At 57.4% G+C, this 19,349-nt stretch carries 21 protein-coding genes; 6 read left to right on the plus strand and 15 right to left on the minus strand.

Going from position 1 to position 19,349, the window contains the following annotated elements; translation table 11 throughout:
• Positions 1 to 7: 7 nt before the first annotated feature.
• The 3 genes from HW561_RS07825 to HW561_RS07835 are packed head-to-tail and all read right to left on the minus strand — an operon-like array spanning position 8 to position 3,641.
• On the minus strand, positions 8 to 412 hold the full coding sequence (locus HW561_RS07825) for a DUF2147 domain-containing protein (protein ID WP_235962832.1): 405 nt from the start codon (positions 410 to 412) through the stop codon (positions 8 to 10).
• A gap of 58 nt (positions 413 to 470) precedes the next feature.
• Positions 471 to 2,294 (minus strand): ABCB family ABC transporter ATP-binding protein/permease, encoded by a 1,824-nt coding sequence (locus HW561_RS07830; protein ID WP_176863361.1) that lies wholly within the window; start codon positions 2,292 to 2,294, stop codon positions 471 to 473.
• Between the two features lie 60 nt (positions 2,295 to 2,354).
• On the minus strand, positions 2,355 to 3,641 hold the full coding sequence (locus tag HW561_RS07835) for a LysM peptidoglycan-binding domain-containing protein (protein WP_176863363.1): 1,287 nt from the start codon (positions 3,639 to 3,641) through the stop codon (positions 2,355 to 2,357).
• Between the two features lie 126 nt (positions 3,642 to 3,767).
• Here HW561_RS07835 and HW561_RS07840 point away from each other — a divergent pair, with 126 nt between their 5' ends.
• Positions 3,768 to 4,319 (plus strand): LOG family protein, encoded by a 552-nt coding sequence (locus tag HW561_RS07840; protein WP_176863365.1) that lies wholly within the window; start codon positions 3,768 to 3,770, stop codon positions 4,317 to 4,319.
• Between the two features lie 44 nt (positions 4,320 to 4,363).
• Here HW561_RS07840 and HW561_RS07845 read toward each other — a convergent pair whose 3' ends face one another.
• Positions 4,364 to 4,825 carry a host attachment family protein gene (locus HW561_RS07845; protein WP_176863367.1) on the minus strand — a complete coding sequence of 154 codons (462 nt, stop codon included), beginning with the start codon at positions 4,823 to 4,825 and terminating at the stop codon, positions 4,364 to 4,366.
• Between the two features lie 373 nt (positions 4,826 to 5,198).
• Entirely contained in the window at positions 5,199 to 5,798 is a 600-nt protein-coding gene (locus tag HW561_RS07850; RefSeq protein ID WP_176863369.1) for a superoxide dismutase, read from the minus strand.
• 102 nt (positions 5,799 to 5,900) lie between these two features.
• On the opposite strand from HW561_RS07850, the gene HW561_RS07855 reads away from it, so the two are divergent.
• Both HW561_RS07855 and HW561_RS07860 read left to right on the plus strand, forming a co-directional pair.
• Positions 5,901 to 6,662, plus strand: coding sequence for an FkbM family methyltransferase (locus tag HW561_RS07855; protein ID WP_176863371.1), 762 nt, complete (start codon positions 5,901 to 5,903; stop codon positions 6,660 to 6,662).
• A 100-nt stretch (positions 6,663 to 6,762) separates the two neighbouring features.
• Complete coding sequence (locus tag HW561_RS07860; protein WP_176863373.1) at positions 6,763 to 7,155, plus strand: hypothetical protein; 393 nt, start codon at positions 6,763 to 6,765, stop codon at positions 7,153 to 7,155.
• Between the two features lie 66 nt (positions 7,156 to 7,221).
• Here HW561_RS07860 and HW561_RS07865 read toward each other — a convergent pair whose 3' ends face one another.
• From HW561_RS07865 to HW561_RS07885, 5 genes are all read right to left on the minus strand, one after another.
• Positions 7,222 to 7,650, minus strand: a complete 429-nt coding sequence (locus HW561_RS07865; RefSeq protein WP_176863375.1) for a hypothetical protein — start codon at positions 7,648 to 7,650, stop codon at positions 7,222 to 7,224.
• A 203-nt stretch (positions 7,651 to 7,853) separates the two neighbouring features.
• Positions 7,854 to 8,420, minus strand: a complete 567-nt coding sequence (locus HW561_RS07870; protein ID WP_176863377.1) for a sarcosine oxidase subunit gamma — start codon at positions 8,418 to 8,420, stop codon at positions 7,854 to 7,856.
• Positions 8,413 to 11,427 (minus strand): sarcosine oxidase subunit alpha family protein, encoded by a 3,015-nt coding sequence (locus HW561_RS07875; protein ID WP_176863378.1) that lies wholly within the window; start codon positions 11,425 to 11,427, stop codon positions 8,413 to 8,415. The genes HW561_RS07870 and HW561_RS07875 overlap by 8 nt, the downstream gene beginning before the upstream one ends.
• 67 nt (positions 11,428 to 11,494) lie before the next feature.
• Positions 11,495 to 11,824, minus strand: coding sequence for a sarcosine oxidase subunit delta (locus HW561_RS07880; protein WP_176863380.1), 330 nt, complete (start codon positions 11,822 to 11,824; stop codon positions 11,495 to 11,497).
• Between the two features lie 85 nt (positions 11,825 to 11,909).
• Entirely contained in the window at positions 11,910 to 13,154 is a 1,245-nt protein-coding gene (locus HW561_RS07885) for a sarcosine oxidase subunit beta family protein (protein ID WP_176863382.1), read from the minus strand.
• A gap of 176 nt (positions 13,155 to 13,330) precedes the next feature.
• Between HW561_RS07885 and ccmI the strand changes: the two genes are divergently transcribed.
• From ccmI to HW561_RS07900, 3 genes are read left to right on the plus strand one after another with little or no spacing between them, the layout of a single operon-like run.
• Complete coding sequence (gene ccmI, locus HW561_RS07890) at positions 13,331 to 14,560, plus strand: c-type cytochrome biogenesis protein CcmI (protein WP_176863384.1); 1,230 nt, start codon at positions 13,331 to 13,333, stop codon at positions 14,558 to 14,560.
• Entirely contained in the window at positions 14,557 to 15,021 is a 465-nt protein-coding gene (gene ruvX, locus HW561_RS07895) for a Holliday junction resolvase RuvX (RefSeq protein ID WP_176863386.1), read from the plus strand. Before ccmI ends, ruvX begins: the two co-directional genes overlap by 4 nt.
• 17 nt (positions 15,022 to 15,038) lie before the next feature.
• On the plus strand, positions 15,039 to 15,272 hold the full coding sequence (locus HW561_RS07900) for a DUF1289 domain-containing protein (protein ID WP_176863388.1): 234 nt from the start codon (positions 15,039 to 15,041) through the stop codon (positions 15,270 to 15,272).
• A 22-nt stretch (positions 15,273 to 15,294) separates the two neighbouring features.
• On the opposite strand, the gene HW561_RS07905 is transcribed toward HW561_RS07900, so the two are convergent.
• The 5 genes from HW561_RS07905 to dusA all read right to left on the minus strand — a co-directional run bounded on the left by HW561_RS07905 (position 15,295) and on the right by dusA (position 19,309).
• Entirely contained in the window at positions 15,295 to 15,507 is a 213-nt protein-coding gene (locus HW561_RS07905) for a hypothetical protein (RefSeq protein ID WP_176863390.1), read from the minus strand.
• A gap of 398 nt (positions 15,508 to 15,905) precedes the next feature.
• Positions 15,906 to 16,634, minus strand: coding sequence for a SpoIIAA family protein (locus HW561_RS07910; RefSeq protein WP_176863393.1), 729 nt, complete (start codon positions 16,632 to 16,634; stop codon positions 15,906 to 15,908).
• 36 nt (positions 16,635 to 16,670) lie between these two features.
• Entirely contained in the window at positions 16,671 to 17,453 is a 783-nt protein-coding gene (locus HW561_RS07915) for a phytanoyl-CoA dioxygenase family protein (RefSeq protein WP_176863395.1), read from the minus strand.
• Positions 17,450 to 18,274 (minus strand): sulfite exporter TauE/SafE family protein, encoded by an 825-nt coding sequence (locus tag HW561_RS07920; protein ID WP_176863397.1) that lies wholly within the window; start codon positions 18,272 to 18,274, stop codon positions 17,450 to 17,452. Before HW561_RS07920 ends, HW561_RS07915 begins: the two co-directional genes overlap by 4 nt.
• A 39-nt stretch (positions 18,275 to 18,313) precedes the next feature.
• The gene (gene dusA / locus HW561_RS07925) at positions 18,314 to 19,309 is read right to left on the minus strand and encodes a tRNA dihydrouridine(20/20a) synthase DusA (protein WP_328803264.1); all 996 of its coding nucleotides are present in this window, start codon (positions 19,307 to 19,309) and stop codon (positions 18,314 to 18,316) included.
• Between the last annotated feature and the right edge of the window lie 40 nt (positions 19,310 to 19,349).

Here is a 19,349-nt window from a genome sequence, read left to right on the forward strand (position 1 = left end):
ACCCATATCACGATTGCAGTCGCGACCAGGTCTGATGTGCGCAGAGCACATGCTCGCATCCTTTGACCTTCAGCGTGTCCCCTTGCAGGGTCATCTGAGGTACGGCATCGACATCGATCAGCGGCACCCAAAACTCGCCGCCGCCGTATTTGCCACTGCCTTCACTGGACACGTCCCAGAACAATTTCTTACCAATATTCGGCGTTTGCACTTCCTTACCTGTGGCATCATAGGCCGACAGGATCTTGCCGCAGAATTTATCACCACAAGCCGTGATTTTAATATGCGAGATCAGATTCTTACGATCAGGTTCTGTTTTCCAGACACCGACAAGAGGGTCCGCCGCAGCCATAGCAGGAAGCAGCAACGCGACTGCAAAGAACATCAGAGTTTTGGCTATCACGTTACGCATAAGAATATCTCCGCAGATTAAAGATTAAATTTGATGTACACGCTCGTCCCGGGCGGCATCAAGCCGCCCGATTGTCTGACTGTTGGCGACTCCAGAGCTGCGCATAACGGCCTTCGCGCTCCAGCAGTTCGTCATGCGTGCCATGCTCGATGATTTCACCGCTTTCCAGCACGACAATCCGGTCAGCCTCGGCGATGGTGCTGAGGCGATGAGCAATGGTAATTACCGTCCGCCCTTCGCCCGCGCGGGCCAACGCGTCCTTGATGTCCTGTTCGGTGTCTGTGTCCAAGGCCGATGTCGCCTCGTCCAGCAGCAGGATTGGCGGATTCTTAAGCAGCGTACGGGCGATGCCTACGCGTTGCTTCTCACCGCCCGACAATTTTAGACCGCGTTCACCGACCATGGTATCATACCCTTCGGGCAGCGACGCAATGAAGTCATGGATTTGCGCCGCTCTGGCCGCATCTTCAACGTCTGCTTGCGAGGTTCCATTACGGCCATAGGCGATGTTGTAGCGGATTGTGTCGTTGAACAGCACCGTGTCTTGCGGCACGACACCAATGGCGGCATGCAGGCTGTTCTGGGTTACGTCCCGCACATCCTGCCCGTCGATTTTCAACGCACCGCCGGTAACATCATAGAACCGGAACAATAGTCGCCCAATGGTGGATTTACCGGACCCGGTCGCCCCGACAATGGCCACAGTCTGCCCGGCCGGGACCGACAGCGAAACCCCCTTGAGAATCTCCCGATCCGGATCATAGCCAAAGTGAACATTCTCCAGTGTCACTTCGCCCCCCGTCACCTTCAGATCCTGTGCATCGGGTTTGTCGGTTACTTCCCCCGGTTGCTCAAGCAAGGTGAACATCTGCCCCATATCAACCAGGGACTGCCGGATTTCGCGATAGACCGTACCCAGAAAGTTAAGCGGTACGGTTATCTGGATCATATAGGCATTCACCATCACGAAATCGCCCACCGTCAGCGACCCGTTCTGCACACCAATCGCTGCCAATACCATGACACCAATCAGGCCACAGGTGATCAGGAAGGATTGGCCAAAATTCAGAAACGCCAGCGAATAAGCGGTCTTGAGCGCGGCCTGCGCATACGCCTTCATCGACACATCATACCGCGCAGCTTCGCGGGATTCCGCATTGAAATACTTGACGGTTTCGAAATTCAGCAGGCTGTCGATGGCACGTTGGTTGGCTTCGGTATCCTGATCGTTCATTTCGCGCCGCAGCTTCACGCGCCACTCGGTCACCGCAAAAGTGAACCAGATATAAAGCGCAATCGTGACGGCCACCACGACCAGATACCAAACATCGAACAACCACATCAGGATGATAGCCACCAACAGCAGTTCAAGAATGAGTGGCCCGATTGAAAACAGCAAGAAGCGCAGCAGGAATTCAACGCCTTTGACACCGCGCTCGATGATGCGGCTCAGCCCGCCTGTCCGACGCGTCACGTGGTAACGCATCGATAACTGATGGATGTGTTGAAAGGTCTCCAGCGCCAGCGCTCGCAGGGCGCGCTGACCAACAGGGGCAAAAGCCGCATCTCGCAATTGCTGGAACCCAACCGTCATCATTCGCGCCACGCCATAGGCCACGGTCACCCCGATCGCGCCCAGCGCCAAGGGGGGAACACCCTCGCCTGCCAGACTGTCGACCGCGCCTTTGTACAGGATCGGCGTGTAGACCGCGATCAGCTTGGCCACCACCAGCATACCCATCGCGATCATCACCCGGCGCTTCACCCAGGGTTCATCGTCGGGCCATAGATATGGTGCCACCTTGCGGATCGTCAGCCAGCCGGAACGGCGTTCATCATCATCCGCCATGTCGTCCGAGGTCTTAGGAGTCGTCCGTCTCATCACGTACCTTGTCTGCGGTCAGAGATAGACTCCGGCCCGCGATGGGCCGAAGGTAGTATCTTATTCCGGGATCGTAAAAATCTGACCCGGATAGATCAGATCCGGATCGCGGATCAGTTTGCGGTTGGCATCGAACAGCTTGACGTACAACACTCCGTCGCCAAAGCGGTCACGCGAGATGGCCCACAATGTATCACCCTTTTGCACCGTGACTGAACGGATCGGCGGCGTTTCGTCCGACGCCTGATCCGCTGTCGCGGCTTCGGCGGACTGCAAAATCTCGACCGGCTCACGCTTGAACGGCGTCTCAACACGACTCAGAACGGTCCCGTCTGTATTCACCTCGTCCACACGCAATGTATAGACACCAGGGTCGATCCCTTCGATCTCGCCGCGCCAATTGCCATCATCTGTAGGGGTCAGATCCGTAACCAGACGGTTGTTCAAATACAACCGAACAGCGGACCCTTCGGATACGCGCCCCGTCAGCTGGACATCACCCGCATCAGAATACCCGATCGTGTCCAACTCGATCTGCTCAGGCGCCTCGGATTGCACCGAGGGCGACTGAACCAGCTCGACCCCCTCCTCGCCCGAGCGTAGAACGGCAATCTGACGGTCTTCGTCGGTGTCTTCGGTCGGCGCTTCGGCAACCTGGGACTCTGCTGCCCCCTCGGGTTGCGCGGCGGTCTCGCCCGAGTCTGTGGCCTGTTTCGCGCTGTCTGCCGGTGCCTCAGCACTTTCAGCCGGGACATCCGCGCTGGCGATCTGGTCTTCGGCTGGCTTAGGCAGCGCCGCAATCAGATAGTCGTCCGAACGCGCACTCTGGTCACCATCAGACGTTTCCAGAGCAAGGCCCTGCGCATCGTCACTGAACGGGATCGAGACAAACTCGGCGAACTGACCACTGTCATCCACGGTAAACTCATGCAGTGGCGCACCGTCCAGCAAGACCTGAACCTGGCTTCCGGGCTCCGCATTTCCGGACAGCAACGCATTTCCGTCGGTCTCAACGAAAATCTGGTCCAGCACCGGGGGCGCAACTGATGTTGGTGCAATCTCTGCTGCAGCATCTTCACCGGATGCCGTATCCGTTTCTACGTCCGAGGCTCCTCCGGACTCTGCGACAGGCTGATCTGCAGTCGATTGGCTCGTCGCGCCGTCGGTGGGCTGCTGCACCATGTCCGCATCAGCCACAGCTTGTTCCTGCGGCGGCTGATCGGGGGTCGGGTTGCCGGTGAAAACGCCGGACAGGTACAATCCGCCTGCCCCCAGAATTGCGATGAGACCGGCGATCACCCCCCAGACGAAGTTACCCCCGCTTCCGTTTCCCGATTTGGCGTCCATTATTTCCCTTTCGCTCCGCGGCGCAAATGCTTTGAGTTGAAAGCATTCCGGCGGACAGTTGAGCCAATCTATCAATCCCGCTATCACGGGTCAAAACGTCTGACACAACCCCGGAGCCCCCCTTTGATGTCCCAGAAATCCGTCTGTGTGTATTGCGGGTCACGCAATGGAGCAAATAATGCCTATTCCGACGCTGCCCGGCGGTTTGGCACCCTACTGGCGCAAGAAGGCTGGCGGCTGGTTTACGGAGCCGGTGATGTCGGGTTGATGGGCGAAGTCGCACGCGCAGCACAGTCTGCGGGTGGAGAGACATTCGGCGTCATTCCAGTTCATCTGGTGAAGCGCGAGGTTGGCAAGACCGACCTGACCCATTTCGTGATCACCGAGACGATGCACGAGCGCAAGAAGGTCATGATCATGAACGCAGATGCTGTTGTGGTCCTGCCGGGCGGTCCGGGATCACTGGACGAACTGTTCGAGGCGCTCACTTGGCGGCAATTGGGCCTGCATGACAAACCCATTCTGGTCATGAATGTGGATGGCTATTGGGACGCGCTGCGGTCCCTGCTGGATCAGGTGATCGGACAGGGCTTTGCGGATACATCACTTGCCGATTTCATCACTTGGGTCGACGACGCCGAAACGGCAATAGAAGCCTTGCGCGAGACACTGGCCTGACAAAGCCCGGAAAGTCGGGCGGCCTGGACCGCCCGTCAGAGTGATCAGGCCAAGCGGGCCGCAGGTTTCAGACGCTGTGTCAGGATTTGTTCGACTTTGTGTAGCGGATGGTTTGTCAGGGTCTTATCCACCTCTGCCACGACTTTGGCTAAAACCTCGCTGTGTAGGCGACGGCGTAACAGGCCCAAGACATGTGGGCTGGCCACGAGAACCAGCCGCTTATACGCGCCTTTCAGACCCTTGCGATTCAGCAAGTTAGCAAGGTCCTGCACGAACAGAGACTTGGCATGGTTTTTCCAGGTTACTTCCTCGACCGCCGACTTTTGATTTGGTCCACGATCATATCGACGCCCGGCCCGATCTGACGGTTTGGAAATTGGCAGGTCTTGTTCTTCGACCGATACAACAACCAGATTTGGGTCTTCGGCATCGGTGATGTTCTCCATGAACAACGCCTTTTCTCCGTCGGCTACTATTACCCATGTTCCCTGTGCAAGTGCGACCATTGTGATCTCCTGATACGGTTTTCTGTGGGTATCCCTCACCCGTTGGGCACATCTTTATTGTGGCGCGCCAATGGATTTTCGGCGCGCTGCCCAGTTGTTTTTCAGTTGGTTGGCGGCTCTCTCCTCCCGCCTGAAACAGCTATGCATTGCGGGGCGGCTTACAATGGGGGCAGATATCGAAAGTTGACGTATCGGCAGCTTTCCACCGGTGATGGCCAGTGGGTCCATTTGGACAGTTCGCCATCATGATCTTGGGCGTAACCGCAAACCGAATTGGCAGGGTCCAACACCAAAGATAGCCTGATTGGCAACAAAAAAGCCTGCCAGCGTTTCCGCCAGCAGGCCCTTGATGACCCGCTAAAGGGTCAATGGATCACATCCGCGACGCGACGTTTTCCCAGTTCACCAGATTGTCGAGGAAGTTCGACAGGTAAACCGGACGCTTGTTACGGAAATCGATGTAGTAGGAATGCTCCCACACGTCACAGCCCAACAGCGCGGTCTGGCCAAAGCACAGCGGGTTGACGCCGTTTTCGGTCTTGGTCACAGCCAATGAGCCGTCAGCGTTCTTGACCAGCCATGCCCAGCCCGAGCCGAACTGACCAGCACCAGCAGCGCTGAACTGCGATTTGAATTCGTCAACCGAGCCGAAGCTTTCGGTCAGCGCCTTTTCCAGCTCACCAGGCATGGCGTTGCCGTCAGGGCCCATCATCTCCCAGAACTGGTTGTGGTTCCACAACTGGCTGATGTTGTTGAAGATACCATTTTGCGCGACGGCAGACTTATCGTAGGTGCCAACGATGATCTCTTCCAGCGACTTGCCGTCCCACTCGGTCCCGGCGATCAGCTTGTTGCCGTTATCGACATATGCTTTGTGGTGCAGATCGTGGTGATATTCCAGCGTTTCCGCGGACATACCCTTGGCTGCCAGCGCATCATGTGCATAAGGAAGATCAGGAAGTTCAAAAGCCATCTCGGCCCCCTGTTAAAAATGTAAGTTGCGTTTCCCAAGGGTTAAATGCTTTGGCAAGTGCCGCAGGTCAAGAGCCGAGATCACAAAACCCGGAGGTCCGCGATGCTGACACAGGCGCGCAAGATGTTCTACCGCGCCCGCGGATACTATGCAGGCAACCTGAATGGAGAGCCGTTCCGCCTGGATCCTTATCATTCGAAATTCTGGCGCAAAGCCTCAGCCGGAGCGTGGGAGCCTGAAACCTTCACCATTCTCGACAAGCATCTTTCGCCCGACAGCGACTATCTGGATATCGGTGCCTGGATCGGACCAACCGTCCTTTACGGTGCCCGCAAGGCCCGGCAGGTGTGGTGTTTCGAACCCGACCCTACCGCATTCCGATATCTGGCGTGGAACATTGATCTGAACGACATCCACAACGTTTCAGCCTTTGGTGTAGCGCTGTCGGACAAGTTCGGCGTGGCCCGCATGGCCTCGGTACGCGGAGAACCGGGCGATTCCACCAGTTCCCTGCTGCATGACGGCACACATGGCAGCGATGCCCTGACAATTGCATGGGATCAGTTTGAGGTCGCGAATGACCTTTCCGGCGTATCGCTGGTCAAGATGGATATCGAAGGGGCCGAGTATTTCGTATTGCCCACTCTGATTGCCTGGCTGAAGAAACAGCGCCCCACCCTGCTGTTGTCTTTGCACGCCCCGCTGTTGTCAGCAGAAGATCGGCTGGATCGGACGAAAACCCTGCTGGACCTTTTGGATTTCTATTCCGACATCACCGACGAAAAATCCCAACCGGTCACCGCCGAAGGGTTGCTGAATCCGGACGCTCTTGCCCAATACAAAACACTGCTGTTGCGCAATTGACAAACCTCCTCAGACATTCTGGAAAATTGGCGCGAACCCCTTGTTCATTCTTGGCGTAGCTGAAATTTCCCGTACTTGGCTACAAAGAAATAGGAACAAAATGAAGTACCTCAGCACTATTGCTTTGGCGGCATTCTTTGCAAACGGCGCCATTGCAGAAACAGTCACTTACAATTGCAAAATGACAAAACAGGACAGCCACGGTTGGATCGCCAAGGAATATGCGTTTCAGGTTGATGCGGACACAGGCAAGGCCAAAGCCACAAGCAGCTTTCAGGACTGGACCGATGGAAAGCTCAAGAACCGCGGCGCGAAAGGCTACCGCATCATCTGGAGCCGGACTGAAAGAATGTCGGCTGGCGGTGATGCCCGTGTGCGATATCAAGCCAACCTGAACCCAGACAAAAACACCGTTGCGGTTCGTATGGCTTTTGTCCACGGCAGTTTCACAAACAAACCCAGCGGCGTTGGGATGTGTCACGCCGCAAAGTAAGGAAAGCCCCGGAAAATCCGGGGCCTATCAAATTTTGAGCAAGCGAGAACGCTGAACCTACCGAACTCAGGAAGCGTAAAGCGACTCGGTAGCGTTCACTGAGCAACCCCCATAGCCACTTGGCCGGTTACTCACGTTGTCCTGAGGGAACCTTGCCACCATGTCCAGGCGCTGTTTTTCCGGGTTCAGCGTGGCCGTATAACTTACATAGGTCAATCCACCATTGCTGGCAGGAATTTTCATCTTCCACATCAGCCTGTATTCGCCCTTGCGTGTTTTCTTGAACCTTACATCCTTGGGCTTCTGGTCACTATAGTGATGAATGTAGGCATCATAAACGCGCGCACGCTTATTTTCCGCATCAACGCTCAGGACCACCCGCTCGGATATCCATCCTTGCTCCATCCGGTGCAGGGTGCAGTCATAGGTGAGGACTTCTGCTTTTGCTGTGGTCGCGGCCAAAGTCAATGCCAGGGCGGCTATCGCTTTCTTCATCTTCTTACACTTTCAAGTTTTACCAATAACACTAATGTTTGCGGTCTTATTTCACTAAAAGATCAATACAATCCTAAGGAGAGACCGCCAATGCGGCCTCCGCATAAATGACCATTGAATAGCTGTGCAAGATCAAATTGATAGCGGCCGCCCTTTTGGAAAAGACAGCCGCCGTTTGTGACTTTTCTGCGGGTATGGTGGGATCAGTAAAACCCAACCTCACTACCCGGTTGCGCCGCAACCTTGAGTAGATTGAAGACATAATCCGCAGTAGACCGAAAGCAGACAACCCGGAACGTCTCGGTATCGTCCATCCAAAACGCCCCAGCCACCTGCGCCAGGCGCGAGCGGCGGATTTGGCCCGGCTGGAAAGCTTCCTTAGACAGATCAACCGGGGCCAACTTACCCAAAACCTCACGCGCGCTTGCGCCCGAGACGCGGAACACTGCACGGGCGTCCGAGACATTCACCGCCAGCGCGTGGATACCGCTGAGTGCGTTGTTCATCGTGGCCAGCTTGGCCTCGACCTCGGCATAAGGCACCAGCACCAGCAATTCGTCGGTGGACATCCAGCAGACACCGGTGTCGCCGTCGATGAATGCCTCACGCTGGCCGGGCACTTTCTGCCCGGTTGCATCCTTGACGGCCTTGGCCAGAACCTTGTCGGACAGATCACCGCGCAAGGTGATCATGCCCTGCAGGCCGCACTCCTCAACTTTTGCGATGCCATCGTAGCTTGCGTGGTTCAGTGCGCTGATGGGTTCAGACATTCTGCTTCTCCCCGTCCTTGTCGAAGAAGATCGGGTCTACGATCTTGGCTTTGTAGATTTTGCCGTCCGTTCCCGGGAACTCGACAATCTCACCCATGCGATCGGGACCGTGTTTGATCAGGCCCATGGCGATGCCCTTGCCCAGATTGGCCGAGTGATAGGTCGAGGTCACACGTCCAATCGTATTGCGCTGACCGTTGGCATTTACGCCCTCGCCCACCGCATAGGCACCGTCAGGAATGACAGAACCATCCACAGTCTCCAATCCGACCAGTTTCCAGCGCTCGGGATCGGCCATATGGCTGCGCGAATGGGCGCGTTTGCCAAGGTAGTCCTCTTTCTTTTTCGACAGCGCCCAGTGCAGCCCCAGATCCTGCGGGATCACGGTGCCGTCGGTCTCGTCCCCGATCATGATAAAGCCCTTCTCAGCCCGCAGAATGTGCAGACATTCGGTACCGTAAGGCATCACGCCGAATTCTTTGCCCGCGTCCACCAGAGCGTCCCAGAAGGCTTGCCCTTGCGATGCCGGTACCGCGATCTCATAAGACAGCTCACCCGAGAATGAGATGCGATAGGCGCGGCAGTCGAACTCTCCGATCTTGCCATCGCGCCACTCCATGAATGGCAGTGCTTCTTTGCTGACATCCATGCCGCCCAGCTTTTCCAGCACCTTGCGGGCGTTGGGGCCAACCACGGCGACCTGCGCATATTGCTCGGTCACGTTGGCGACATAGACTTTCCAGTCCCACCATTCGGTCTGCAGCCATTCTTCCATGTGGCCATGGATACGCTCGGCACCGCCGGTGGTGGTGTGGCACAGCCATGTATCTTCGTCGATGCGGGCGACAACGCCGTCGTCGATCAGGAAGCCGTTCTCTGAACACATCAGGCCATAACGACATTTACCAACCTTCAGCGTGGACATCATGTTGGTGTACATCATGTCCAGGAACTTGCCCGCGTCAGGGCCCTTGACGATCAGTTTGCCCAACGTTGACGCATCCAGCATGCCGAGGTTTTCGCGCGTGTTCTTCACCTCGCGGTTCACGGCATCATGCACGGATTCACCGGGACGGACATAGGCATAGGTTCGACGCCAGTGACCCACCGGCTCCCAATCGGCGCCGTTCTTGTCGTGCCAGTTATGCATCGGAGTTTGACGGATCGGTTGGAACACCTCACCGCGTGCTTCGCCGCCAATCGCCCCCATCGAAATGGGCGTATAAGGCGGACGGAACGTGGTGGTACCGACCTTCGGAATTTCCGATTCCAGTGCATCAGCAAGGATTGCCAGTCCATTGATATTACTCAGCTTACCCTGATCGGTGGCCATACCCAACGTGGTGTAACGCTTGGTATGCTCAACGCTTTCATAACCCTCACGCGCGGCCAGTTGAACGTCAGATACTTTGACGTCGTTCTGGAAGTCGAGCCAGGATTTCATCCGTAGCTGCACTTCGGCATTTGCAGGCATCAGCCAGACCGGTTCTATCGGCGCTTCATCGGTAGTTTCACCCACAGGTGTCTTGGTGTTCTTTGGTTTGAAACCTGCAGCCTTGGCCGCAGCCTTGCCCACTGCATGTGCATCAGACAGAACCTCACCTAGCGACAGCGGCCCGTTCGAGGCACCGGCGGCCAGAACGAACCCTTCACCATTCGCGCCCAGAGGTGGCCGTGACGGATCGGGGCGGAAATGCGCGTTGGCGTCATCCCAGATCAGCTTGCCGCCGCAGTGCGACCACATGTGAACAACCGGAGACCAACCACCCGACATGGCGACCGCATCCGCTTCGACCTCTTCACGTGCTCCTCCGACGCCTTCCTGATTGCAGATGGCAACTTTCTTGACACGTTTGCCGCCTTTGACTTTGGCGATGGCTTTGCCCGGATCAACACGAATGCCAAGCTGACGCGCCTCCTCGGCCAGTGGCCCGGCAGTGGCACGCGCGTCGACAACACACAGGACGTCGACGCCAGCCTGTTTCAGAATAATGGCAGTGCGATAGGCATCGTCATTGTTGGTGGCGATGATGACGCGCTCACCCGGGGTCACGCCCCAGTTCACGACGTAGTCGCGCATGGCCGAGGCCAGCATCACACCCGGCACGTCGTTGCCTGCGAAAGACAGCGGACGTTCAATGGCGCCAGTTGCAGTCACGACCTGCTTGGCCCGGATACGCCACAGGCGATGACGGGGGCCTTGTGTGCCCGGTTTGTGGTCCGTCAGACGCTCATAACCCAGCACGTAGCCGTGGTCATAGACACCCGCGCCCATGCAGCGCAATCGCATGGTGACGTTGTCCATTGTTTCGAGTTCGGAAACCAATTGCTCCACGAACTTATCCACAGGTTCGTCATTGATGGTGCCCCCATCAACCGGAGCGCGACCGCCCCAATGCGCGGTCTGCTCGATCAGCATGACTTTGGCACCGGATTGCGCCGCCGCTTTGGCTGTCTGCAGACCCGCAACACCACCGCCGATCACCAGAATATCGGTGAAGGCATAGAAGTGTTCATACGTGTCGGCGTCTTTGGTTTCCTTGTCCGGAGCTTTACCCAGACCGGCCGATTGGCGGATGATCGGCTCGTAGACATGTTTCCAAAACGGTTTGGGATGGATGAATGTCTTGTAGTAAAATCCAGCGGGCAAGAACCGGGCAAAGGCAGTGTTTATTGCGCCGATGTCAAAGTCCAGATTCGGCCAGTGGTTCTGCGACACAGAGGTCAGACCATTGAACAGCTCGGTCGTGGTGGCGCGCTGGTTCGGCTCGAACCGGGCGCCCTGCCCCAAACCGACCAGAGCGTTCGGTTCTTCGGCGCCGCTGGCTACAACGCCGCGCGGACGGTGGTATTTGAACGACCGGCCCATCATCATCTGATCATTGGCCAGCAGGGCTGAGGCAAGCGTATCGCCCTCGTAGCCCTGCATCGAGGTGCCGTTGAAGGTAAAGGTGACCTTTTTTGACCGGTCAATCAGCCGGCCTTGTTTTGCGAGACGGGTGCTCATTTTGCGAACCTTTCGCGGGTGGAGGTGTTGGAGCCTCCGACGGGAGTATTTTTAAAAAGATGAAGCATCAGGAGAAGTCTCTCCAGGTCCAACCGGGCCGCTTGGCCGTGATGGCATCCTTGATCTTTTTCGGGGGCTCAAAAACCTGCGCGGAATATGTGCCGAAGACTTCGAGGGTTTGCGTGCAGCGGGCCGCGTGAAACCACTTGCCACAGCCATTTGCATGGCGCCAGCGTTCGAGGTGAACACCCTTGGGGTTTTCGCGCATGAACAGGTAGTCATGGAAGTCTTCATCCGACGAGCCCGGGCCGAAACGCTTCAGATGCGCCTCGCCTCCGGCGGCCAGTTCAGATTCCTCGGCGTCCACGCCGCAATAGGGGCAGTTCAGGATCAGCATATGTTCATCCTTTCGGCGGTAGGTTGATGCTTGGACCAACCTGAATTCATGTTTCCGGCACCCATTGGTCCGGATTGATCAACGCTTAGTGCGCCACCCCGGCGGCGACGCTTTCATCGATGAACCGGCCTTCTTTGAAGCGATCCAGCGAGAAGGCCTCGGTCAGCGGTGAGTGGCCGGTGGCCATCAGCTGCGCCATGCCCCAGCCCGATCCCGGGATGGTTTTGAAGCCACCAGTGCCCCAACCACAGTTGATGAAGCAGCCGCCCAGAGGCGTTTTCGACAAGATTGGCGAACGGTCGCCTGTCATATCAACGATCCCGCCCCATTGGCGCAGCATCTTCAGGCGCGAAATCATCGGGAAGGTTTCGACCAGCGCGCGGACGGTTTCCTCAATGTGATGGAAGCTGCCGCGCTGAGTGTAGTTGTTGAACGCGTCCGTGCCACCGCCGATGACCATCTCGCCCTTGTCGGATTGCGACATGTAGCCGTGTACGGTGTTGGCCATCACGACCACATCCATGCACGGTTTGATTGGCTCGGACACCAGAGCTTGCAGTGCAACGGCTTCCAAAGGCAGACGGAACCCAGCCATCTCGGCCAACTGACCGGAATGGCCTGCAACGATCATACCCAGCTTGTCACAGTCGATAGCACCCTTGGTGGTATCGACGCCGACAACGCGCCCGTCTTCCGACCGCACACCAGTGACTTCGCATTGCTGGATGATGTCCATACCCATCGCCGAACAGGCACGGGCATAGCCCCAGGCCACGGCATCGTGACGGGCTGTCCCGCCGCGTTCCTGCCACAGCGCGCCCAGAACCGGATAACGCGGGCCGTCGATATTGATGATCGGCACAAGCTCTTTGACCCGCTCGGGCGTGATCCACTCGGTCTTGACGCCTTGCAGCACATTGGCATGCGCCGTGCGCTGGTAGCCGCGGATTTCGTGCTGGGTCTGGGCCAACATCATCACGCCACGGGGGCTGAACATGACGTTGTAGTTCAGGTCCTGGCTGAGATCCTCGTACAGACTGCGCGCTTTTTCGAACAGCGCGGCCGACGGGTCCTGCAGATAGTTCGAGCGGATGATGGTGGTATTCCGACCGGTGTTGCCACCGCCCAGCCAGCCCTTTTCGATGACCGCGACATTCTGGATGCCGTAGTTTTTGCCAAGGTAATACGCAGTCGCAAGACCATGTCCACCGGCACCAACGATGATGACGTCGTACCGTTTCTTTGGCTCGGGGGAACGCCACGCGCGTTCCCACCCGGTGTGATAGCGCAGGGCTTCCCGCGCCACAGCAAAGGCTGAGTAATGTTTCATAAGCGAATCCATCCGGTTCGGTGATTGGGCGCAGATATGCCGTGTGACGACAGTTTACCCCTGCCGCACAACGTCGCAATATCGCACTATTGCGACATGTACACCATTCGCGGCTATTTGTCCCTTTTGTCCGGCGCTCAGCAGGTCTAAGTCAAGGCAGCCACTTCGGAGGGACCATGACATTCTGGGTTCTGATTTTTCTTGTCGCGCTGCTGATTGCGGCATTCCTAAGCTACACAATGCTACGAGGTCGCCGGGGCGATGAACCCGCGGCCGCCTATGATCTGCGTGTCTACCGCGAACAACTGACCAGTGTGGACCGCGACCTGTCCCGTGGCGTGATCGGTGAGGCTGATGCAGAGCGGGTACGCACCGAAATCTCTCGGCGTATTCTGGCAGCAGACGCGCAGATGAAAGGGACCAGATCAGGATCGGGCCCGTCGCGAACGGTATCCGCGATCGCGATTGCTGTCCTCACGCTGGGTTTGATTGGCGGCGCCTTGGCGATGTATCACCGTTTAGGGGCCGTCGGCTTGCCGGACATGCCCTTGAAAGCCCGGATGGAAATGGCGGAAGAGATTCGCGTGAACCGACCGGCGCAGTCCGTTGCCGAGGAACTTGCCACCCCGCCGCAGCCGCAGCAGTTGGATGAAAGTTATTCGTCCCTTCTCAAGCAGTTACGCGATACCGTTGCTGAGCGACCAGACGATGTGCAGGGCCAGACGCTATTGGCGCAACACGAGACAAACGCAGGTAATTTTGTCGCTGGGTATACTGCTCAACAGCGGGTCATCGAATTGTCTGGAACGTCAGCGACCGCTGATGCTTATGCCGATCTGGCCGAGATGATGATCCTTGCAGCGGGCGGCTATGTCTCGCCCGAGGCTGAGCAAATGTTGACCGAGGCATTGGACCGCGATCCCCGGCATGGTCCGGCCCGGTACTATTGGGGGCAGATGTTGGCACAGGTCGGGCGACCTGATGTGGCCTATCGCATTTGGGTCGAGACCCTGCGCGATGCGCCTGCCGGGGCACCTTGGGCTGATGCCATTCGCGCGCAGATCGACCAACTGGCCTTTCGGGCCGGCGTCTTCAACGCACCTGATATGAGCGTCGCACCGGATCAGCCTGGCCCCAGCCAAGGCGATATGGCTGCCGCAGCCGATCTGAGCCCTGAAGAACGGCAAGAGATGATCAAAGGCATGGTGAACCAATTGTCAGACCGCCTGGCCACCGAAGGTGGATCCCCTGAAGAATGGGGACGGTTGATCGCGGCGCTTGGCGTGTTGGGTGAAACAGAGCGTGCCACGGGTATCCGGGATGAAGCGTTGAACGTCTTTGCCGGGAACGAGGCCGCGCTGGACATGATCGATGCCGCAGCGCGACAAGCCGGGTTGCCCGAATGATCCACGATGTGTTCGAAGAGTTCGCCGTGACATTACCCCCCATGTCGGCACTGATTGGGTTGGATTTGGGTGAAAAGACCATCGGCGTGGCCGTCTCGGACCGGATGCGCGGCGTCGCCAGCCCCCTTGAGACGGTTCGACGCAAGAAGTTCACTTTGGATTCCGCGCGCTTGTTGGAAATTGTGAAAGATCGTGAGATCGGGGGAATCCTGCTGGGCCTGCCAAAAAACATGGATGGTTCCGAGGGGCCCAGGTGTCAATCCACACGCGCCTTTGCCCGAAACCTGTCCCGTTTGACCGAGCTGCCCATCGGGTTCTGGGACGAGCGACTCAGCACGGTTGCGGCGGAAAAGGCCCTGCTTGAGGCGGATACGACCCGAAAACGTCGCGGACAGGTTATCGATCACGTTGCGGCAGGCTATATCCTGCAAGGGGCGCTGGACAGGCTGCGCTTTCTTTAACGGGTCGGAGACCGCTGATGACGAACATGGTTTGGAAACGGAACGAGGTCGAAAGCCCGTGCATCCAGATCTGTGTCGTCCACCCGACCGAACGGATCTGCACCGGCTGTTATCGAACCATTGACGAGATCTCCAGATGGTCGAAAATGGACAGCACCGAACGGGCAGATGTCATGGAAGATTTACCGTCTCGCAAACCGCGACTGGCCAAACGGCGCGGTGGTCGGGCCGCACGACTAAACAAGTCGTAACATCCAAGGTTACTATTTCTGTCTACCGGCTGGGCTCGGCGGCTGAATCGCTTGCCATGATTTCGCTCGGGCAGTGGCCGCGCAACTCATCGTGGAAGAGATCGGCAATCTCAGATTGGCTGGTTTTCGGATGAAGATGTCCCTTGGCTGTGGTGCCGATAGGCAGATCGCCAGCCGCGGGTAAATTCGAACTTCTTCGCCCAAAAATACTGCAAAAAACTGTCTTGAGCGTCATTGCCCGTATCCTGATATCATAAAATTTTGATCGCTGCGGGTCACGTCCGAGCCACGAGGGGATAAGCTCTGGAACGTTGATTTGAGTGAGTGGCGACCCGCAGCGATGGGGTGTGGTTCCAAAAATTATCCGTTGAAATTACGGGGAAAACACGCAAATTTTGATCTATTTTGACCAATCAATCAAGAAAAACACACAACAACAAACAAGTTCCCTTACGTCACCTCACACTCCAGCGCGTCGAGACCGCAGAATCCCAACCTAGGATCTTTCAAAATTGCCTGTCTCATTGGTTGGCGATGGCAGAGCGGGACTCCACCCTCGGAAGGTCTTCAGACGCTTTCAGAAAACCTCTAGCACATCCGAACACACCCGACACGGGACAGCACCGCCACGCGTCAGCCCGCCGCAAGCCAGGATTTGGCATTGTCTATTTCTTCTGACGGGAAAAACTGTGTTCGTGTTCCCAAAACATGGCTGGCCACCCGTTGCGCCATACGCTGCCAGGATTTATCCCCGACAATTGCAGCGCGATCCAGCATTCCGATATGGCGGCTGGCCAACCGGAAATGAGCCGTCAGCGCGGACAGCCCCTGCCAGCCATCGAATTCCCGCAGATCGATCACCAGACGAAACCCTTTCCGATCCTGTAACACGGCATTCAGATCACTCTCGGCCTGTTTGTATTCCTCAGGGTCCAGCTTGCCCAACAGACTGATCTGTACACATGGACCACCCAGATTGGTGACGTGAATGGACCCCAACGACTCGCGCATCCAGCGGCGGGCGGCTTCCAATTCAGCCATCTCGAAGACCTGAACCGGACAGGGAAGGATCGGCGCCGCCAACCTGATACTGGTTTGCACCCAACCCTGATCTGCCACGACGGCAATCCGGTCAAATCCGCGCCAATGACTCAGGCCCAGCTTGGTATCAGACCATGCCGCGCCCAGATCGTAGCCTTTGAATTCGGGCTGAACGATCGCCAACAGGCGCACTGAATCATGTTCAGCGAGCGCAGCCTCGATCGCAGGGACCAGAGTGTTTGCGTAATCAGCGCTGGTAACCTGGCCAGACAATTCGACCTCAATCAGCGCGCCATCGGAATTTGTGTGGACCGTAATCATGGATCAAAACCTCCAAAGTCAAAGAATGACAGGAGGTTATGGGGATTCGATCCATTCGGCTACTCCCCCTGCGCATTCCGGACGGAAATAGGCGATCATTCGTCCATCTGACCCCGCAATGGCGTCCGCACCCCAGGGTGCGACCCCGTGCAGGCAGTGGCGGTGCAACAGATACGCCTCGCCCGGTTTTGCAGGCAGCTCGACCCGCGGGCAGGTTTCGAACACTTCCCGACGGGCTGACTGATAGATATCCGTTATGTCGACTTCGTGCAGGGTTTCACGCGGATGGTTGGCCAGCGCGCGCTCGAACGCAGTGCGGAGGAGGATGTGGCTCCCCTCCCAAACCACCATCGGCGCGGCGTCCTCGCTGGTGTCGGTCAGGGGAATGCCCAAAACCCAGGCATGTGGTTCATCAACCCGACGACGCCGATCCGGCCCCAGCGGTCGCAACCCATCAACATGGGCGGCATCGCGGTTGCGGCGATAGCGCGCGGCGGCTTCGTTTTCGCCCCGACGCGGACGTGGGTAACCGGGGTAGATGACCGAGACTTGTCCTTTGTGCAGGGGCAATTCACCACAGTGCTCTGCAATAAAGCCCATGGCCAAACCGGTCAAAGGCCCTGACTGCCCCACCCTGCCCTGCGCGTCATTAGACAATGCGTCCACCCCGATGAACCAGGTGTCTTCGCAATCCATCCATTCGACATGGGCGGGATCAGTTATCGACGCTTGAGCGGCGGGAAAAGCATGGCTGACCCATTCCGCCAATACAGGATCATGAGGGAATTTAACCCACCCTCGGGTCCAGAAGTCGCTCATAGCCCCACCGCCTTGCGCAGCATGTTTAAGGCCACCAGTGTCAGGAACAGCGCAAAGACCCGTTTCAACGGTTTTGGGTCCATGGCATGGGCCAATTTCACACCCCAGGGCGCGGTGATCATCGTCATCGCCACAACGACCCCGAAGGCGACAAAGTTGACTGCCCCGATGGTCAATGGCGGTCGATGTTCTGGCGCGATGTCCAGAAACAGAAAGCCCAGAACAGATGGAACCGCGATGATCACTCCAAACCCGGCGGCTGTTGCCACCGCACGGTGAATAGGCGTGTTGTAGAGGCTCATCAAAGGGACGCCAAAGCTGCCGCCGCCTATCCCCATCAAAACCGAGAGGAATCCGACCGAAGGCGACAGAACGGCGCGTTTGACGCCTTTGGGCATCGCATCACCCAACCGCCACTCTGAGCGGCCGAATCCCAGATAGGCACCGATCACCATCCCCAAAATACCGAACAAAGCTTGCAACGCTTCGGTCCGCATGGCGGATGCAGCCAGAACGCCGATGATCGCACCGACAACGATACCCGGCCCCCAGCCACGCAGAATATCCCAATCCACGGCGCCCTTCTTGTTATGGGCCAGAACGGATCGCATCGACGTGACGATAATCGTGGCCAACGATGTGGCCAGACACAATTGCATCAACTGCGGGCCACCATATCCAAGGGTCTGAAACGCACAGAAAAAGGCTGGCACCAGAACAATGCCACCGCCAACCCCCAACAGACCTGCCAGCACACCGGCCAGCGCACCGATCACAAGCAAAAGGCCCAGCATCTGGGCCAGCAACATCGTCTCGGGCATCGTTCCCCCAAACCGGATCAGAGCCGGTGTTTCACAAACTCAAACCTCTGCCAAAGGCGCCACGTGATCCAGCGCCCGAAGCATCACCTCTGCCCCGGCCCCTTCGTGCACCGCGCCCTCAGACAACGCGCGCCGCCAAGCGCGTGCTCCGGGACGCCCCGCAAAAAGGCCCAGCATGTGGCGAGTGATCTGGTGCAATCGGCCGCCATTGGCAAGATGCCGGTCAACATAGGGCACCATTTGTTGAACGATGGCAATCGGATCTCTGGCCGTTCCACTTTGGTAGATCTGCATATCGGCTTCGGCAAGAATATCAGTCGGTTGATGATACGCCGCGCGCCCGATCATGACCCCATCCAGCCCGGCATCCAAATGCACTTGTGCATCATCGAGTGATGCGATGCCTCCGTTGAGTGACACGTGGAGGTCGGAAAAATCAGCCTTCATCCGATGTACGAGGTCGTAGTCCAAAGGCGGAATATCACGGTTTTCTTTGGGGCTGAGACCCTGCAGCCATGCCTTGCGCGCATGGATCGTGACGCGTTGGCACCCGGCTGCGCGGATTTGATCGAGGAACGCAGGCAAAACGTCCCGAGGTTCCTGATCGTCCACACCGATGCGACACTTGACAGTGACGTCGACATCCACCGCTTCACGCATGGCCATTACACAATCCGCAACACGCTTTGGATCTTTCATCAATACGGCACCAAACGTGCCGGACTGCACGCGGTCCGAGGGACATCCGCAATTCAAGTTGATCTCGTCATACCCGGCTTCTGCCCCGATCCGCGCCGCCTTCTCCAACTCTTGTGGGTCCGAACCACCCAGTTGCAGTGCCACTGGGTGCTCTTCCGGATTGTAGTCCAACAGGTGAAGCGCACCGCCCCTGACAAGCGCAGGGGCGGTCACCATTTCGGTGTACAGCAAGGTCTCCGCGCTCAGCAGGCGATGCAGATAGCGGCAATGGCGGTCGGTCCAGTCCATCATAGGTGCTACACTCAAACGCGCGGCTTTGTTTGCCTTGCCAATCACAGCAACGCCTCCGTTTCATAAAGATGTGTGGTTTTCAGGT

The sequence above is a fragment of the Ruegeria haliotis genome (genome assembly GCF_013377785.1).
Classification (GTDB): domain Bacteria; phylum Pseudomonadota; class Alphaproteobacteria; order Rhodobacterales; family Rhodobacteraceae; genus Ruegeria; species Ruegeria haliotis.

Excerpts from the sequence above, each read along its gene's own strand:
- HW561_RS07825 (WP_235962832.1), bottom strand. The coding sequence starts at position 412 with ATGCGTAACGTGATAGCCAAAACTCTGATGTTCTTTGCAGTCGCGTTG.
- HW561_RS07830 (WP_176863361.1), bottom strand. The coding sequence starts at position 2,294 with ATGAGACGGACGACTCCTAAGACCTCGGACGACATGGCGGATGATGAT.
- HW561_RS07835 (WP_176863363.1), bottom strand. The coding sequence starts at position 3,641 with ATGGACGCCAAATCGGGAAACGGAAGCGGGGGTAACTTCGTCTGGGGG.
- HW561_RS07840 (WP_176863365.1), top strand. The coding sequence starts at position 3,768 with ATGTCCCAGAAATCCGTCTGTGTGTATTGCGGGTCACGCAATGGAGCA.
- HW561_RS07845 (WP_176863367.1), bottom strand. The coding sequence starts at position 4,825 with ATGGTCGCACTTGCACAGGGAACATGGGTAATAGTAGCCGACGGAGAA.
- HW561_RS07850 (WP_176863369.1), bottom strand. The coding sequence starts at position 5,798 with ATGGCTTTTGAACTTCCTGATCTTCCTTATGCACATGATGCGCTGGCA.
- HW561_RS07855 (WP_176863371.1), top strand. The coding sequence starts at position 5,901 with ATGCTGACACAGGCGCGCAAGATGTTCTACCGCGCCCGCGGATACTAT.
- HW561_RS07860 (WP_176863373.1), top strand. The coding sequence starts at position 6,763 with ATGAAGTACCTCAGCACTATTGCTTTGGCGGCATTCTTTGCAAACGGC.
- HW561_RS07865 (WP_176863375.1), bottom strand. The coding sequence starts at position 7,650 with ATGAAGAAAGCGATAGCCGCCCTGGCATTGACTTTGGCCGCGACCACA.
- HW561_RS07870 (WP_176863377.1), bottom strand. The coding sequence starts at position 8,420 with ATGTCTGAACCCATCAGCGCACTGAACCACGCAAGCTACGATGGCATC.
- HW561_RS07875 (WP_176863378.1), bottom strand. The coding sequence starts at position 11,427 with ATGAGCACCCGTCTCGCAAAACAAGGCCGGCTGATTGACCGGTCAAAA.
- HW561_RS07880 (WP_176863380.1), bottom strand. The coding sequence starts at position 11,824 with ATGCTGATCCTGAACTGCCCCTATTGCGGCGTGGACGCCGAGGAATCT.
- HW561_RS07885 (WP_176863382.1), bottom strand. The coding sequence starts at position 13,154 with ATGAAACATTACTCAGCCTTTGCTGTGGCGCGGGAAGCCCTGCGCTAT.
- ccmI (WP_176863384.1), top strand. The coding sequence starts at position 13,331 with ATGACATTCTGGGTTCTGATTTTTCTTGTCGCGCTGCTGATTGCGGCA.
- ruvX (WP_176863386.1), top strand. The coding sequence starts at position 14,557 with ATGATCCACGATGTGTTCGAAGAGTTCGCCGTGACATTACCCCCCATG.
- HW561_RS07900 (WP_176863388.1), top strand. The coding sequence starts at position 15,039 with ATGACGAACATGGTTTGGAAACGGAACGAGGTCGAAAGCCCGTGCATC.
- HW561_RS07905 (WP_176863390.1), bottom strand. The coding sequence starts at position 15,507 with ATGACGCTCAAGACAGTTTTTTGCAGTATTTTTGGGCGAAGAAGTTCG.
- HW561_RS07910 (WP_176863393.1), bottom strand. The coding sequence starts at position 16,634 with ATGATTACGGTCCACACAAATTCCGATGGCGCGCTGATTGAGGTCGAA.
- HW561_RS07915 (WP_176863395.1), bottom strand. The coding sequence starts at position 17,453 with ATGAGCGACTTCTGGACCCGAGGGTGGGTTAAATTCCCTCATGATCCT.
- HW561_RS07920 (WP_176863397.1), bottom strand. The coding sequence starts at position 18,274 with ATGCCCGAGACGATGTTGCTGGCCCAGATGCTGGGCCTTTTGCTTGTG.